The sequence below is a fragment of the Bradyrhizobium sp. CSS354 genome (assembly GCF_029051725.1).
Classification (GTDB): Bacteria; Pseudomonadota; Alphaproteobacteria; order Rhizobiales; family Xanthobacteraceae; genus Bradyrhizobium.
In genome coordinates this window covers 622611-636739 of the sequence record NZ_JAACFU010000001.1, presented here as the reverse complement: position 1 = coordinate 636739, position 14129 = coordinate 622611, and the positions used below count along the sequence as shown (strand labels likewise).

Below are 14129 nucleotides of genomic sequence, written 5' to 3'. Positions count from 1 at the left end.
TCGGCCTGCGGGTGCGATGCTACCAACTGGCGCCCCGGATAACATTTTGGGAGATACGCCTGATGATCCTCAAAGCCCTCTTTGCGGCCAGCGCCACGGCCGCGTTGCTGCTCGCGCTGCCGGCGAACGCCGCCGAGCTCACCATCGGCTTCTCGCAGATCGGATCGGAATCCGGCTGGCGCGCGGCCGAGACCTCGGTCTCCAAGCAGGAGGCCACCAAGCGCAAGGTCAATCTCAAGATCGCCGACGCGCAGCAGAAGCAGGAGAACCAGATCAAGGCGATCCGCTCCTTCATCGCGCAGAATGTCGATGCGATCTTCCTCGCGCCCGTCGTCTCGACCGGCTGGGACTCGGTGCTGAAGGAAGCCAAGGAGGCCAAGATCCCGGTCGTGCTGCTCGACCGCGACATCGATCCGTCCGGCAAGGAGCTCTATCTCACCGCCGTGACCTCCGACAGCGTGCACGAAGGCGAGGTCGCCGGCGACTGGCTGGCGAAGACCGTCGGAGCCAAGGTCTGCAACATCGTCGAATTGCAGGGCACGGTCGGCGCGAGCGTCGCCGCCAACCGCAAGAAGGGTTTTGACGCCGCCATCGCCAAGCATGCGAACCTGAAGGTGGTGCGCAGCCAGACCGGCGACTTCACCCGCGCCAAGGGCAAGGAAGTGATGGAAAGCTTCATCAAGGCCGAAGGCGGCGGCAAGTCGATCTGCGCGGTCTATGCGCACAACGACGACATGATGGTCGGCGCGATCCAGGCGATGAAGGAAGCCGGCCTCAAGCCGGGCAAGGAGATCCTCACCGTCTCGATCGACGCGGTCCCCGACATCTTCAAGGCGATGGTGGCCGGCGAAGCCAATGCCACGGTCGAGCTGACTCCGAACATGGCGGGTCCCGCGCTCGATGCCATCGCGGCCTTCAAGGCCAAGGGCACTGTTCCGCCGAAATGGATCCAGACGGAATCCAAGCTCTACACCGCCACCGATGATCCGCAGAAGATCTACGACAGCAAGAAGGGCCTCGGTTACTGAGGCGAGGACGTCGCCGGGCCGCCGTGTTTCGGCAGTCCGGCGATCCCCTTCGAAACTGCTGCGTACGAACAGGTTCCGTGTCCGCATCGACAGCGGGCGCCGCTGGGAGTGAATTTGTCATGGAGAACAGCCCGGATTCCGCTGCTTCCCTGCTGGAGGTGCGCGGGATCAGCAAGAGCTTTGGTGCTGTGCGTGCGTTGCAGGAGGTCGACTTCACGCTTCGCGCCGGCGAGATCCATGCGCTGCTCGGTGAGAACGGCGCCGGCAAGTCCACGCTGATCAAGGTGATCACCGGCGTGTTCCAGCGCGATGCCGGCATCGTCAGGATCGGCGGCGAAGAGGTCGCGCCGCGCTCGGCCAAGGCGGCGCTTCAGGCCGGCATCGCCACGGTCTACCAGGAGGTCAATCTGCTGCCGAATCTCTCGGTGGCCCAGAACCTGTTCCTCGACCGGCAACCGATGCGCTTCGGCGTCGTGCGGGAGGGCGAGATGCGCCGCCGCGCCAAAGCGCTGCTCGCGGATTTCGGCCTCGACATCGACGTATCAGCGCCGCTTGGCAATTATTCGGTGGCGATCCAGCACGTCACCGCGATTGCGCGCGCCGTCGATCTCTCGGCGCGCGTGCTGATCCTGGACGAGCCGACCGCGAGCCTCGATCGCCATGAGGTCGAGATCCTGTTCGGTATCATGCGCCAGCTCGCCAAGCGCGGCATTGGCATCGTCTTCGTCAGCCATTTCCTCGACCAGGTCTACGAGATATCCGATCGCATCACCGTTTTGCGAAATGGTCGCCTGGTCGGCGAGCGGGAGACCGCGTCGCTGTCGCGGCTCGAGCTGATCCGGATGATGCTCGGCCGCGAGTTGGCCGAGACCACCAGCGCGCGGGCATCGGCAGGTGCACAGACGGCGCGTGAAGTCTGTGCGAGCTTCGAGGGTTACGGCAAGGCCGGCTATGTCGCGCCGTTCAATCTCGAGCTGCGCCATGGCGAGGTCGTCGGTCTCGCCGGCTTACTCGGCTCGGGCCGGACCGAGACGGCGCGGCTGGTGTTCGGCGCCGAGCGCCCCGATCGCGGACAGGCGAGGGTGGAAGGCGCGCCTGTCCGGCTTCAGTCGCCGCGCGACGGCGTGCGCCACGGCTTTGGCTATTGCCCGGAGGAGCGCAAGACCGACGGCATCGTCGCCGAGCTCACCGTGCGCGAGAACATCGTGCTGGCGCTCCAGGCCAAGCGCGGTCTGCATCGGCCGCTGTCGCGACGCGAGCAGGACGAGATCGCAAGCCGTTACGTCAAGATGCTCGACATTCGCCCGCCCGATCCGGACCGTCCCGTCGGCCTGCTGTCCGGCGGCAATCAGCAGAAGGTGCTGCTGGCACGGTGGCTTGCGACCTCGCCGCGGCTGCTCGTGCTGGACGAGCCGACCCGCGGCATCGACGTCGGCGCGCACGCCGAGATCATCCGCCTGATACGCGAGCTCTGCGACGACGGACTTGCGCTGCTCGTGATCTCCTCCGAACTCGACGAGATCGTGACGTATTCCGATCGTGTGGTGGTGCTGCGTGATCGCGCTCATGTCGAGGAGCTCGCCGGCGAGGCCATCGACGTCGGCAGCATTCTCGCCGCCATCGCCGCCGATGGCGCCAGTGTCGCGCATGAGGGCCGTGCATGACCGCGCTGTTGCCGCGCCGCGGCCTTGCCCAGATCCTCGCGTTGATCGTCATCCTGGCGGTCGATCGCGTGGTGTCGCCGCAATTCTTCGATCTGCGCCTCCAGGACGGCCGTCTGTTCGGCAGCCTGATCGACGTGCTCAACCGCGGCACGCCGGTGGCGCTGCTCTCGCTGGGCATGGTCCTGGTGATCGCGACGCGCGGCATCGATCTGTCGGTCGGCGCTGTGATGGCGATCTCGGGCGCGATCGCGGCGAGCCTCGCCGACAGCCACAGTCTGGCCGTGGTGCTGGCGGCTGCGCTCGGCGCGGGCCTGATCTGCGGATTGTGGAACGGATTTCTGGTCGCGGTGCTCGGCATGCAGCCGATCGTGGCGACCCTGATCCTGATGGTGGCGGGACGCGGCATCGCCCAGCTCATTACCGAAGGCCGCATCGTGACCTTCTCCTCGCCCGATCTGGTCTGGTTCGGCAATGGCTCTATTCTCGGCCTGCCGGTGTCGGTCGCGATTGCGCTGGGCATGTTGATTCTCACCGGCGCGGTGGTGCGCGGCTCGGCACTCGGATTGCTGATCGAGGCAACCGGCGGCAATGCGCGGGCGAGCGAGCTTGCCGGCGTCGGTACGCGCGCGATGATCTTGGCGGTCTATGTCTGGTGCGGCGTTTGCGCTGCGCTTGCCGGCGTGATCGCTGCGGCCGACATCATGGGCGCGGATGCCAACAATGCCGGCCTCTGGCTCGAGCTCGATGCCATCCTCGCGGTGGTGATCGGCGGCACCTCGCTGTTCGGCGGCCGCTTCAGCCTCGTGCTGGCCGTACTCGGCGCGCTGATCATCCAGACCATGAACACCGGGATTCTGCTGTCGGGCTATCCGCCGGAGTTCAATTTGCTGGTCAAGGCGGTGGTGGTGCTCGCCGTGCTGCTGCTGCAATCGCCGAAGCTGTCCGGCTTTGCCGACGTGGTGACGCGGCTGCGGAGGACCAAGGCATGAAAGGCCTGCCGCCCGTCCTCATCACGGCGATCGTGCTCGTCGCGGGATTCGCGCTCTGCGCGATGCAGTTTCCCAACATCGCGTCCACCCGCGTGGTCGGCAATCTCCTGACCGACAACGCCTTTCTCGGCATCGTCGCGACCGGCATGACCTTCGTCATCATTTCCGGCGGCATCGATCTCTCGGTCGGCTCGGTGATCGGCTTTACCACGGTGTTCGTCGCGCTGGCGATCGAGCGCTGGGGAATGCCGCCCCTGGTCGCCTTCGTCGCCATCCTCGCGCTCTCGGCAGCCTTCGGCGCGGCGATGGGCGCGGTCATCCATGTCTTCGATCTGCCGCCTTTCATCGTGACGCTCGCCGGCATGTTCCTCGCCCGGGGTGCCAGCTTCCTGCTCTCGACGGAATCGGTGCCGATCACGGCACCGGTCTATTCGACCGTGTCGGACTTTGCACTGCGACTGCCCGGCGGTGGACGGCTGACGGCGGTCGCGATCATCATGCTTGCGATCGTGATCGGCGGCGCTTTGCTGCTGCAGCTCACCCGGTTCGGCGCCAATGTCTATGCGCTCGGCGGCAGCCGGGCGACCGCGAGCCTGATGGGCGTTGCCGTCGGCAGGATGACGGTGAAGATCTATATGCTGTCGAGTCTGCTCGCCGGCATCGCCGGCATCGTCTTCTCCTTCTACACCAGCGCCGGCTACTCGCTCTCCGCCGTCGGCGTCGAGCTCGACACCATCGCGGCCGTCGTGATCGGCGGCACGCTGCTCACGGGCGGGCAGGGCTCGGTGATCGGCACCTTCCTTGGCGTGCTGATCCAGGGCATGATTCAGACCTACATCAATTTCGACGGGACGCTGTCGAGCTGGTGGACCAAGATCGCGACCGGCGTGCTGCTGTTCGCCTTCATCGCCTTGCAGCAGGGATTGGTCGCGCTCGCGCGCCGGCCCGTGGCAAAGCGCGCGGGAGCAGTCTCATGACCACCTCGCGCATCCTCGTCATCCCGACGCGCCGGGCGCACTCCAATCACGCGGAGGTGGCCCGTTCGATCGGCGTTGACATCATCGCCGGCCGTTACGCGGAGGGGACGCGGCTGCCCGGCGATGCCGAGATGATCGCGATGTTCGGCGTGTCGCGGCCGGTGCTGCGCGAGAGCGTGAAGACACTGGTGGCCAAGGGCCTGCTCACCACCAAGGCGCGAGTCGGCACTGTGGTGCGCGAGCGCGCTGCCTGGAACATGTTCGACGCCGACGTGCTGGCCTGGCACCTGGACGCCGGGATCGACAAGCGCTTCCTCAACGACCTCGCCGAGATCCGTCTGGCGGTCGAGCCGCGCGCGGCGATGCTGGCGGCCGCGCAGCGGTCGGAGCAGGATGTCGCCGAGTTGCACCGCTGCATGGAGCGGATGCGACTTGAAGCTTCCGACTCCGTCGGCTTTGCCGATGCCGACCTAGCGCTTCATGTCGGTGTAGCGCGGGCGTCCGGAAATCTGTTCATGCGCTCGATCGGGCACGTCATCGAGGCTGCGCTGCGCGCCTCATTCCTGCTCAGCGCACCGGTCGAACCGGAAGACCGCGACACCGTTCTGCTCTGGCATCAGAAGATCGTCGATGCCATCGCCGCCGGTGATGCCGCGACGGCGTCGGAGGCGATGGTCTACGTCATTCACAACGGCATGCGCCGCCATGAGGGGGCAGTGATCGAGACTGTACCGGCCGAAGCGCTGCCGTCCGCGGAAGCTGGAGAAAGATCGTGACTGAACTTCGCATCGCCATCGTCGGCTTCGGCAAGATCGCGCGGGACCAGCATGTCGGCGCCATCGCAGCAGTTCCCGGCGCGACGCTGGCCGCCATCGCCAGCCGCAATGCCTCGCTGCCCGATCTGCCGCATTTCGCGACCATCGAAGAGCTGCTGGAAAAAGGTCCGCCGATCGACGCGGTGTCGCTCTGCACGCCGCCTCAAGTGCGCCGCGCCCAGGCCGTCGCAGCCCTCAGGGCCGGCAAGCATGTGATGCTGGAGAAGCCGCCCGGCGCCGGTGTTGCCGAGCTCGATCCGTTGATCGCGATGGCGGGTGAGGCCAAGCGAACGTTATTCGCGACTTGGCATTCGCGCCATGCACCGGCGGTCGAGCCGGCGCGCGAGTGGCTCGCCGCGCGGCGGATCACCTCCGTCCATATCAATTGGAAGGAGGACGTCCGCGTCTGGCATCCCGGGCAGGCGTGGATCTGGGAGCCGGGCGGGCTCGGGGTGTTCGATCCCGGCATCAATGCGCTGTCGATTTTGACCAGGATCCTGCCGAAGCCCGTGTTCGTCACCTCGGCCGAGCTCGCCTTCCCCGCCAATCGCCAGGCGCCGATCGCCGCGAAGCTGACGCTGACCGACCTTGGCGGCCTGCCTGTGACCGCCGAGTTCGATTTCCGCCAGACCGGACCGCAGAGCTGGGATATCCTCGTCGAAACCGACGAGGGCCGGATGACGCTATCCCGCGGCGGCCGGATCATGGCGATCGATGGCAGGACCGTTGCCGAGGCGCCCGATGAGGAATATCGGGAGCTTTACCGGCGCTTCGTCACGCTCGCCGCGACGGGCGCGAGCGACGTCGATCTGGCGCCGCTTCGTCTCGTTGCGGACGCCTTCCTGCTCGGCAGGCGCACGATCGTCGAACCGTTTGTGGATTGATCATGGCTGGATCGAAAACAGAAAAAGACATCTTCGGAACGCTGCCGGACGGCCGCAAGGTGGAGCGCATCGTGCTGCGCGGAGAGGGCGGGTTCGAGGCGCGCATCATCACCCATGGCGCGGTGATCCAGGCGCTGATCGCGCCGGATGCCAAGGGGAGCTACGAGGACATCGTGCTCGGCCATGACACATTCGCCGGCTATCTCGCCGAGCGAAAGTTCTTCGGTGCCACCGTCGGCCGCTACGCCAATCGCATCGCCAACGGGCAATTTTCGTTGGACGGCGAGGCGGTGCAGCTTCCCGTCAACAACGGTCCGAACGCGCTGCATGGTGGTCTCGACGGCTTCGATCGCAAGCTCTGGGACATTGCGGAGATCGACGGCGGCGCCGAACCTGCGGTCACGCTGACCTATGTCAGCCCGCACGGCGAAGAGAACTATCCCGGTCGTCTCGACGTTCGCCTGACCTATCGCGTCACCGGCCCGACTGAGTTGTCGCTTCGTATGGAGGCGCGGACCGACCGGCCGACCATCGTCAACCTGACCAACCACAGCTTCTTCAATCTGGAAGGCGCGACATCAGGCACGCCAATTCTCGATCATCAGCTGACGGTCGCGGCCGGGCATTTCCTGGCGATCGATCCCACCGCCATTCCGTTGCCCGAGCCGCCGCGCAGCGTTGCCAGCACGCCGTTCGACTTCCGCGAGCCGCGGCCCGTCGGCGAGCGCATCCGCGAGAGCGACCAGCAATTGCGCAACGGCAGGGGCTACGACCATACCTACTGTCTCGCGCGCGACGGCAAGCTTGCGCTCGCGGCGCGACTGGAGGCGCCGCGCTCGGGGCGCATCATGGAGCTGTTCACCGATCAGCCCGGTCTGCAGGTCTATTCGGGTAATTATCTTGACGGCACGATCTCGGGCAAGGGTGGCAAGCTGTACCGGCAGTCGGACGCCATGTGCCTGGAGCCGCATATCTGGCCGGATGCACCGAACCGGCCGGATTTCCCGAGCCCGCGCCTAGCGCCCGGCGAGGTCTACCGCCATCATACGGTCTATCGCTTTGCGGTGAGGAGGTCCTGATGGAACAGGTGGCGACCTCGGTTCTTTCAGACGATCCCTGCCATCTCGGCGAGGGGCCAACCTATGATGTGACCACGGACACGGCCTGGTGGTTCGATATCCGTGAGGGGCGATTGTTCGAGGCGCAGCTCGGCACCGGCAGCATTCGCGTTCATGCGCTGGGCCGGATGGCCAGCGCACTTGGGCGGATCGACGCCGAACGGCAGTTGATCGTCGCGGAAGACGGCCTCTATATCCGCATAATCGCCGACGGCGCGATGACGCTGTTCTGTCCGCTCGAAGCCGACAATCACGCGACCCGCTCCAACGATGCCCGCGTGCATCCCTCCGGCACGTTCTGGATCGGCACCATGGGCCGAAAGGCGGAAGCAGGGGCAGGGGCGATCTACGCGTTCCATCACGGCGAGATATCGATCCTGTTTCCGCGCATCAGCATTCCCAACTCGATCTGCTTCTCGCCCGATGGCGCCACCGGCTACTTCGCCGACACCGCGCGCGCGGTGCTCTACGCGGTGCCGCTCAATCCCACGACCGGCCTGCCGCGCGGCGAGCCGGAAGTGCTGCTGCGCCACACCGGTAGCGGCGGCCTCGATGGTTCGGTGTGCGACGCCGACGGAAACATCTGGAACGCCTGCTGGGGCGCGAGCCGTATCGACGTCTACTCTCCGCAAGGCGAGCGCCTGCGCTCGATGAGCGTGCCGGCAAAGCAGGCGAGCTGCCCCGCTTTTGTCGGCCCCGATCTGTCGCGTCTTCTCGTCACCTCGGCCTGGCAGGACATGGATGCGGCGGCACGTGCCGCCGATCCGCAAGCAGGCCGCACCTTCCTGTTGGAGGCCTCCGCGCGCGGTCGCGCGGAGCCTGACGTCAAGCTCGCATAGGAGGCTCGAAGCCACACACCGCCAAATTTCTCGACGACACGAAAAAACAGTCTGACATCCAAGGGAGCGAAACATGTTGAAACTGAAGACGACCTTCCTCGCGCTGGCGCTGGCCGGCGCTGCGACGATGGCCGCGGGCGTCACCGCCTCAGCCCAGGACAAAGCAACAGTCGGCATCGCCATGCCGACTAAATCGTCGGCGCGCTGGATCGACGACGGCAACAACATGGTCAAGGTGCTGAAAGAGCGCGGCTACAATACCGACCTGCAATATGCCGAGGACGACATTCCGAACCAGCTCTCGCAGGTCGAGAACATGGTGACCAAGGGCGCGAAAGCGCTGGTGATCGCCGCGATCGACGGCACCACGCTCTCCGACGTGCTCAAGCAGGCGAAAGCAAAGGGCATCACCGTGATCGCCTATGACCGCCTGATCCGCGGCACGCCCAACGTGGACTATTACGCGACCTTCGACAATTTCCAGGTCGGCGTGCTCCAGGCCGAGTCGATCGTGCAGGGCCTCGGCCTCAAGGATGGCAAGGGTCCGTTCAACATCGAGCTGTTCGGCGGCTCGCCCGACGACAACAATGCCTACTTCTTCTACAACGGCGCGATGAGCGTGCTGAAGCCGTACATCGACAGCGGCAAGCTCGTCGTCGTCTCCGGCCAGATGGGCATGGACAAGGTCGCGACCTTGCGCTGGGACGGCGCCACCGCGCAGGCCCGCATGGACAATCTGCTCAGCGCCTACTACGGCAACAAGAAGGTCAACGCAGTGCTGTCGCCCTATGACGGCCTGTCGATCGGCATCATCTCCTCGCTGAAAGGCGTCGGTTATGGCAGCGCCGGCCAGCCGATGCCTGTCATCTCGGGCCAGGATGCCGAGGTGCCCTCGATCAAGGCGATGCTGCGCGGCGATCAGTATTCGACCATCTTCAAGGACACCCGCGATCTCGCCAAGGTGACCGCCGACATGGTCGACGCTGCGCTTGCCGGCAAGCAGGTCACCGTCAACGACACCAAGACCTACGAGAACGGCGCCAAGACCGTGCCGTCCTATCTGCTCAAGCCGGTCGTGGTCTACAAGGACAATTGGGAGAAGGTCCTGGTCGAGAGCGGCTACTACAAGAAGTCGCAGTTCCAGTAAGGCCTCTTTCTTTTCCCGATGGGGATGAAATGCGTGTCCACATACTCGTCATGGCCGGGACAAGCCCGGCCATGACGACGTGGAAAAGTCCGGGAGAATGATCCGATGACCGCAATGCTGGAGATGCGCAACGTCAGCAAGAGCTTTTCCGGCGTGCAGGCGCTGCGCGACGTCAACTTCTCGGTTGAAGCCGGGCAGATCCACGCCCTCGTCGGCGAGAACGGTGCCGGCAAGTCCACGCTGATGAAGGTGCTCAGCGGCGTCTATCCCGCCGGTAGCTATGAGGGCACCATCATCTTCGATGGCGAGGAGCGCCGCTTCCGCGATATCAACGATTCCGAGGCGCTCGGTATCATCATCATCCATCAGGAGCTGGCGCTGATCCCGCTGATGTCGATTGCCGAGAACATCTTCCTGTCGCATCCGCCGTCCAGGCTCGGGGTGATCGATCGCGACGAGGTTTATCGGCGCACGCGGGAACTCCTGGCGCAGGTCGGCCTCAAGGAATCGCCGGATACGCTGATCACCGATCTCGGCGTCGGCAAGCAACAGCTGGTCGAGATCGCCAAGGCGCTGTCCAAGCGGGTGCGGATGCTGATCCTGGACGAGCCGACCGCCAGCCTCAACGAGGCCGACAGTGCCGCGCTGCTCGAGCGCCTCATGGCCTTCCGCGCGCAGGGCATCGGCTCGATCCTGATCTCGCACAAGCTCAACGAGGTCGCCAAGGTCGCCGACCACATCACCGTGCTGCGCGACGGCCGCACCGTGGACAGCATTGATTGCCACGCCGAGCCGATCCAGGAAGACCGCATCATCCGCAGCATGGTCAACCGCGATCTCGCCCATCGCTTTCCGGAGCGCAGCGCAAAGATCGGCGAGCCCGTCCTCACCGTCGAGAACTGGTCGGTGTACCATCCCATCCATCCCGAGCGGCAGGTGATCAAGAACGTTGATTTCAGCGTGAAACGCGGCGAGGTCGTCGGCATTGCCGGATTGATGGGCGCTGGCCGCACCGAATTCGCCATGAGCCTGTTCGGCCGTTCCTGGGGCACCACGATCAGCGGCCGCATCCGGCTCGAGGGCCATGAGGTCGTGCTGCCGAACGTCGCGGCCGCGATCGACGCCGGCCTTGCCTATGTCACCGAGGACCGCAAGCAGCTCGGACTTATCCTCGCCGACGACGTCCGCAAGAACATCACGCTCGCAAGCCTCGACCAGGTCGCGCCGAACCGCGTCATCGACGACATCGCCGAGCTGAAGGTCGCCAGCGACTACCGCAACCGGATGCGCATCCGCTGCTCCGACGTCTATCAGGAGACCGGCCAGCTCTCCGGCGGCAACCAGCAAAAGGTCGTGCTGTCGAAATGGCTGATGACCGACCCCAAGGTCTTGATCCTGGACGAGCCGACCCGGGGCATCGACGTCGGTGCCAAATACGAGATCTACTGTATCATCAACGAGCTTGCGGAAGCCGGCCGCGGCGTGGTGGTGATCTCCTCGGAGATGCCCGAGCTGCTCGGCATCTGCGACCGCATCTGTGTCATGAACGACGGCGCCTTCGTCGGCGAGTTCCCCGGCACCGAAGCGACGCAGGAAAAGATCATGCGCGCCATCATGCGCAACGACAGAAATTATGGAAGCCGCGCCCTGGCGGGTGCCGAGATGGGAGGATCGCAGCCATGACCGACAAGACGGTTTCGCTGCCCGAGGAGCGCCGGAACGGCAGCTTCATCAAAAACAATCTACGCAACTACGGCATGCTAATGTCGCTGATCGCGATCATGCTGTTCTTCCAGGTCATGACCGGTGGCACACTGCTGCAGCCGCTCAACCTGACCAATCTGGTGCTCCAGAACAGCTATATCGTCATCATGGCGCTTGGCATGCTGCTTGTCATCGTCACCGGCCATATCGACCTCTCGGTCGGCTCGGTCGCGGGCTTCGTCGGCGCGGTGGCCGCCGTGCTGATGGTGACATACAAGGTCGACTACACGCTCGCCTTCATCGCCTGTCTGCTGCTGGGCGCGGCGATCGGCGCCGCGCAGGGCTATTGGGTGGCCTATTTCAAGATTCCGTCCTTCATCGTGACGCTGGCCGGCATGCTGGTGTTCAAGGGCCTCGCACTCGCGGTATTGCAGGGCCAGTCGCTCGGGCCGTTCCCGGTGACCTTCCAGAAACTGTCCTCCGGCTTCATTCCCGAGCTCTTGCCGGAGGCCGGCACCCTGCATCCGACATCCATGCTGATCGGTGCGGTGCTCGCGCTTGGCCTCGTATACGCCAGCGCCAGGGGAAGGTCGCGCGAGCAGTTGCACGGCATCGAGGTCGAACCCTACGCGTTCTTCCTCGGCAAGAGCATCCTGCTCGCCTGCGCCGTGCTCTATTTCACCTATCTGATCGCCTCGCATCGCGGCCTGCCGAACGTGCTGGTGATCATGGGTGCGTTGATCGCACTCTACGGCTTCGTCACCCGCCGCACCGTGATCGGCCGGCAAATCTATGCGGTCGGCGGCAACGCCAAGGCCGCAAGCCTGTCGGGCATCAAGACGGAACGGTTGACCTTCCTCACCTTCGTGAATATGGGCGTGCTCGCTGCGCTCGCCGGCCTCGTCTTCGCTGCGCGCCTCAACACCGCAACGCCGAAGGCGGGTCTCGGCTTCGAGCTCGACGTCATCGCCGCCTGCTTCATCGGCGGCGCCTCAGCCTATGGCGGTGTCGGCCGCGTCGGCGGCGCCGTGGTCGGCGCCATGATCATGGGTGTGATGAACAACGGCATGTCCATCCTCGGCATCGGCATCGACTATCAGCAGGTCATCAAGGGCCTGGTCCTGCTCGGGGCGGTATGCATCGACGTGTATAATCAGCGGAGATGAGGCTGCGTAGCGAAGCGCAATCCGGGGCCACTTACCCGCATTCCGCTCCGCTCCATGCGGCTACGGCAGCCGTTACTGCGTCGTGAAGAGCACCGCCGCTATCGCGACGGAGAGGCTCACCGCCGAGACGGTTGCCACGGTCGATAGCACGCCCATTCGCCGGAGTGCGACGGCGAAGACAATGATGATGGGCGTCGCGGTCATCAGCCCGATTTGTGCATCGCTCATGTCAGCGCTCGCAGCTCCATGGAACCTTGGAGTGCTCGTACCGCGACCCGGCCGATCGGACGTTGCGACGGCGCAAACAAATAGATCGGCATTCCCCAAGTTTGTCCGGCAACAAACTCGGATCGGCGCGGCTGAGCTAAGTCTGGCCGGTGTCCTGATCCGGAAGAGCAGATGTCGGCAGCCGATTGCGAACCACAGGGAAACGGCTGGGGAATTCTGGACGATCTTCCCGGCGATCCCATGATCTGGGTGCTGATCTTCAGCGAGCTCGCCGCCTTCGGTCTGTTTCTCGGTACGTTTACGGTCGCCCGCGCGATCCACCCGGCCGTGTTTGCGGCGGGGCAGGCGGCGCTCGATCCGGATCTCGCTGGCTTGAACACTGTCGTGCTGGTGACGAGCGGTTGGGCCGCAGCCCGGGCTACGAAGGCCGCGCGGGCCAGCGAGAGGCGGGCGACACGTTACTGGCTCCTCACGGCCATGGGGCTTGGCGGCCTGTTCGTGGCGATCAAGCTCGGCGAATATGCCGAAGAGATCGGACGCGGCATCGGACTTGAAACCAGTCCGTTCTTCACACTCTATTTCCTCCTGACCGGCTTCCATCTCCTGCACGTCTGCCTCGGCATCATCATCCTCGCATTGGTCTGCCGCCGCGCCGAGTCGTTCGGCGTCGAGACGGGAACGGCCTTCTGGCACATGGTCGATCTGGTCTGGATCGTCATGTTCCCGATTCTTTATCTGGTGCGGTGACGATGCCGGATCGCCTGGACTTCACCTGGATCGCGCTGATCGGCCTCGCAGTCGCGACCATCCTGGTGCCGCCGCTGGTGCCGCGGCCGCTGCTCGGCAACGCCCTGCTGCTGGTTCTGGCCGCCGTCAAGGGGCGCCGGATAGCGCTCGATTTCCTCGATCTTCGCGCCGTGCCGGCGCTCTGGCGCGGCCTCGTCAGCGCCTGGATCCTCGTCGTGGTGCTGTTTGCCTGGCTCACATCCGCCGTCGTCGCCCTGATCTGACTCACTCCTTGCGCCCTGACAAAGAACGGGCCGGGCCAATCGGCAATAAATCGCATCACCGATTTAGCCGACAGGACTCAATTGAAAGGATTGGCAATGGCTGAACGCCTGACCAAGTCGGCCGCTCGAAATGTCTTCTACGGCGGCTCGGCCTTTTTCTTCGCCATCTTCATCGGGCTGACGGCGCACAGCCACTACTACATGGCCACGACCTCGACGGACGCGGCGACGCTGACGTCGTCGGTCGCCCGCGGCAAGCATGTCTGGGAGAAGAACTCCTGCATCAACTGCCACACGTTGCTCGGCGAAGGCGCCTATTTCGCGCCCGAAGTCGGCAACGTCTGGGATCGATGGGGCGGCAAGGAGGATCCGGCCGGCGCGCGAGAGACGCTGAAGGCCTGGATGCAGTCGCAGCCCTCGGGCGCGGAGGGCCGGCGGCAGATGCCGCAGTTCAACCTCACCGACCAGGAGCTCAATGATCTCGCCGATTTCCTGCAATGGGTGAGCACGATCAAGCGCCAGGATTGGCCGCCGAACAAGGCCGGCTGAGCCCGCCGCTT

15 protein-coding genes are annotated in these 14129 nt (G+C 64.9%); 14 read left to right on the top strand and 1 reads right to left on the bottom strand.

The annotated features are described in order from the left end of the window. Nucleotides 1-62 precede the first annotated feature (62 nt). The 11 genes from ytfQ to mmsB all read left to right on the top strand — a co-directional run bounded on the left by ytfQ (nt 63) and on the right by mmsB (nt 12331). The gene (gene ytfQ, locus GWG67_RS03030; protein WP_275167661.1) at nt 63-1028 is read left to right on the top strand and encodes a galactofuranose ABC transporter, galactofuranose-binding protein YtfQ; all 966 of its coding nucleotides are present in this window, start codon (nt 63-65) and stop codon (nt 1026-1028) included. Nucleotides 1029-1147: 119 nt separating this feature from the next. Next, nucleotides 1148-2692: a sugar ABC transporter ATP-binding protein gene (locus tag GWG67_RS03025; RefSeq protein WP_275167660.1), complete on the top strand. Its 1545-nt coding sequence runs from the start codon at nt 1148-1150 to the stop codon at nt 2690-2692. Further along, nucleotides 2689-3681 (top strand): ABC transporter permease, encoded by a 993-nt coding sequence (locus tag GWG67_RS03020; protein WP_275167659.1) that lies wholly within the window; start codon nt 2689-2691, stop codon nt 3679-3681. The genes GWG67_RS03025 and GWG67_RS03020 overlap by 4 nt, the downstream gene beginning before the upstream one ends. Next, entirely contained in the window at nt 3678-4658 is a 981-nt protein-coding gene (gene yjfF / locus GWG67_RS03015; RefSeq protein WP_275167658.1) for a galactofuranose ABC transporter, permease protein YjfF, read from the top strand. Before GWG67_RS03020 ends, yjfF begins: the two co-directional genes overlap by 4 nt. Beyond that, nucleotides 4655-5434: a FadR/GntR family transcriptional regulator gene (locus GWG67_RS03010; RefSeq protein ID WP_275167657.1), complete on the top strand. Its 780-nt coding sequence runs from the start codon at nt 4655-4657 to the stop codon at nt 5432-5434. The genes yjfF and GWG67_RS03010 overlap by 4 nt, the downstream gene beginning before the upstream one ends. After that, nucleotides 5431-6357, top strand: coding sequence for a Gfo/Idh/MocA family protein (locus GWG67_RS03005; protein WP_275167656.1), 927 nt, complete (start codon nt 5431-5433; stop codon nt 6355-6357). Before GWG67_RS03010 ends, GWG67_RS03005 begins: the two co-directional genes overlap by 4 nt. A gap of 2 nt (nt 6358-6359) precedes the next feature. Further along, the gene (locus tag GWG67_RS03000; RefSeq protein ID WP_275167655.1) at nt 6360-7436 is read left to right on the top strand and encodes an aldose epimerase family protein; all 1077 of its coding nucleotides are present in this window, start codon (nt 6360-6362) and stop codon (nt 7434-7436) included. After that, complete coding sequence (locus GWG67_RS02995; protein WP_275167654.1) at nt 7436-8314, top strand: SMP-30/gluconolactonase/LRE family protein; 879 nt, start codon at nt 7436-7438, stop codon at nt 8312-8314. Before GWG67_RS03000 ends, GWG67_RS02995 begins: the two co-directional genes overlap by 1 nt. A gap of 73 nt (nt 8315-8387) precedes the next feature. Then, complete coding sequence (chvE, locus tag GWG67_RS02990; protein WP_275167653.1) at nt 8388-9461, top strand: multiple monosaccharide ABC transporter substrate-binding protein; 1074 nt, start codon at nt 8388-8390, stop codon at nt 9459-9461. A 105-nt stretch (nt 9462-9566) separates the two neighbouring features. After that, the gene (mmsA, locus tag GWG67_RS02985; RefSeq protein WP_275167652.1) at nt 9567-11144 is read left to right on the top strand and encodes a multiple monosaccharide ABC transporter ATP-binding protein; all 1578 of its coding nucleotides are present in this window, start codon (nt 9567-9569) and stop codon (nt 11142-11144) included. Continuing rightward, entirely contained in the window at nt 11141-12331 is a 1191-nt protein-coding gene (gene mmsB / locus GWG67_RS02980) for a multiple monosaccharide ABC transporter permease (protein ID WP_275167651.1), read from the top strand. Before mmsA ends, mmsB begins: the two co-directional genes overlap by 4 nt. 72 nt (nt 12332-12403) lie before the next feature. Here mmsB and GWG67_RS02975 read toward each other — a convergent pair whose 3' ends face one another. Then, entirely contained in the window at nt 12404-12559 is a 156-nt protein-coding gene (locus GWG67_RS02975) for a hypothetical protein (protein WP_275167650.1), read from the bottom strand. Between the two features lie 171 nt (nt 12560-12730). Here GWG67_RS02975 and GWG67_RS02970 point away from each other — a divergent pair, with 171 nt between their 5' ends. The 3 genes from GWG67_RS02970 to GWG67_RS02960 all read left to right on the top strand — a co-directional run bounded on the left by GWG67_RS02970 (nt 12731) and on the right by GWG67_RS02960 (nt 14118). Further along, entirely contained in the window at nt 12731-13306 is a 576-nt protein-coding gene (locus GWG67_RS02970; protein ID WP_275167649.1) for a cytochrome c oxidase subunit 3 family protein, read from the top strand. Nucleotides 13307-13308: 2 nt separating this feature from the next. Then, complete coding sequence (locus tag GWG67_RS02965) at nt 13309-13569, top strand: cytochrome C oxidase subunit IV family protein (protein ID WP_275167648.1); 261 nt, start codon at nt 13309-13311, stop codon at nt 13567-13569. A 96-nt stretch (nt 13570-13665) separates the two neighbouring features. Continuing rightward, nucleotides 13666-14118 (top strand): cytochrome c, encoded by a 453-nt coding sequence (locus GWG67_RS02960; protein WP_007608447.1) that lies wholly within the window; start codon nt 13666-13668, stop codon nt 14116-14118. The last annotated feature ends 11 nt before the right edge of the window (nt 14119-14129 follow it).

Coding starts and splice junctions, on each gene's coding strand:
- ytfQ (WP_275167661.1), top strand. CDS start 63: ATGATCCTCAAAGCCCTCTTTGCGGCCAGCGCCACGGCCGCGTTGCTG.
- GWG67_RS03025 (WP_275167660.1), top strand. CDS start 1,148: ATGGAGAACAGCCCGGATTCCGCTGCTTCCCTGCTGGAGGTGCGCGGG.
- GWG67_RS03020 (WP_275167659.1), top strand. CDS start 2,689: ATGACCGCGCTGTTGCCGCGCCGCGGCCTTGCCCAGATCCTCGCGTTG.
- yjfF (WP_275167658.1), top strand. CDS start 3,678: ATGAAAGGCCTGCCGCCCGTCCTCATCACGGCGATCGTGCTCGTCGCG.
- GWG67_RS03010 (WP_275167657.1), top strand. CDS start 4,655: ATGACCACCTCGCGCATCCTCGTCATCCCGACGCGCCGGGCGCACTCC.
- GWG67_RS03000 (WP_275167655.1), top strand. CDS start 6,360: ATGGCTGGATCGAAAACAGAAAAAGACATCTTCGGAACGCTGCCGGAC.
- GWG67_RS02995 (WP_275167654.1), top strand. CDS start 7,436: ATGGAACAGGTGGCGACCTCGGTTCTTTCAGACGATCCCTGCCATCTC.
- chvE (WP_275167653.1), top strand. CDS start 8,388: ATGTTGAAACTGAAGACGACCTTCCTCGCGCTGGCGCTGGCCGGCGCT.
- mmsA (WP_275167652.1), top strand. CDS start 9,567: ATGACCGCAATGCTGGAGATGCGCAACGTCAGCAAGAGCTTTTCCGGC.
- mmsB (WP_275167651.1), top strand. CDS start 11,141: ATGACCGACAAGACGGTTTCGCTGCCCGAGGAGCGCCGGAACGGCAGC.
- GWG67_RS02975 (WP_275167650.1), bottom strand. CDS start 12,559: ATGAGCGATGCACAAATCGGGCTGATGACCGCGACGCCCATCATCATT.
- GWG67_RS02970 (WP_275167649.1), top strand. CDS start 12,731: ATGTCGGCAGCCGATTGCGAACCACAGGGAAACGGCTGGGGAATTCTG.
- GWG67_RS02965 (WP_275167648.1), top strand. CDS start 13,309: ATGCCGGATCGCCTGGACTTCACCTGGATCGCGCTGATCGGCCTCGCA.
- GWG67_RS02960 (WP_007608447.1), top strand. CDS start 13,666: ATGGCTGAACGCCTGACCAAGTCGGCCGCTCGAAATGTCTTCTACGGC.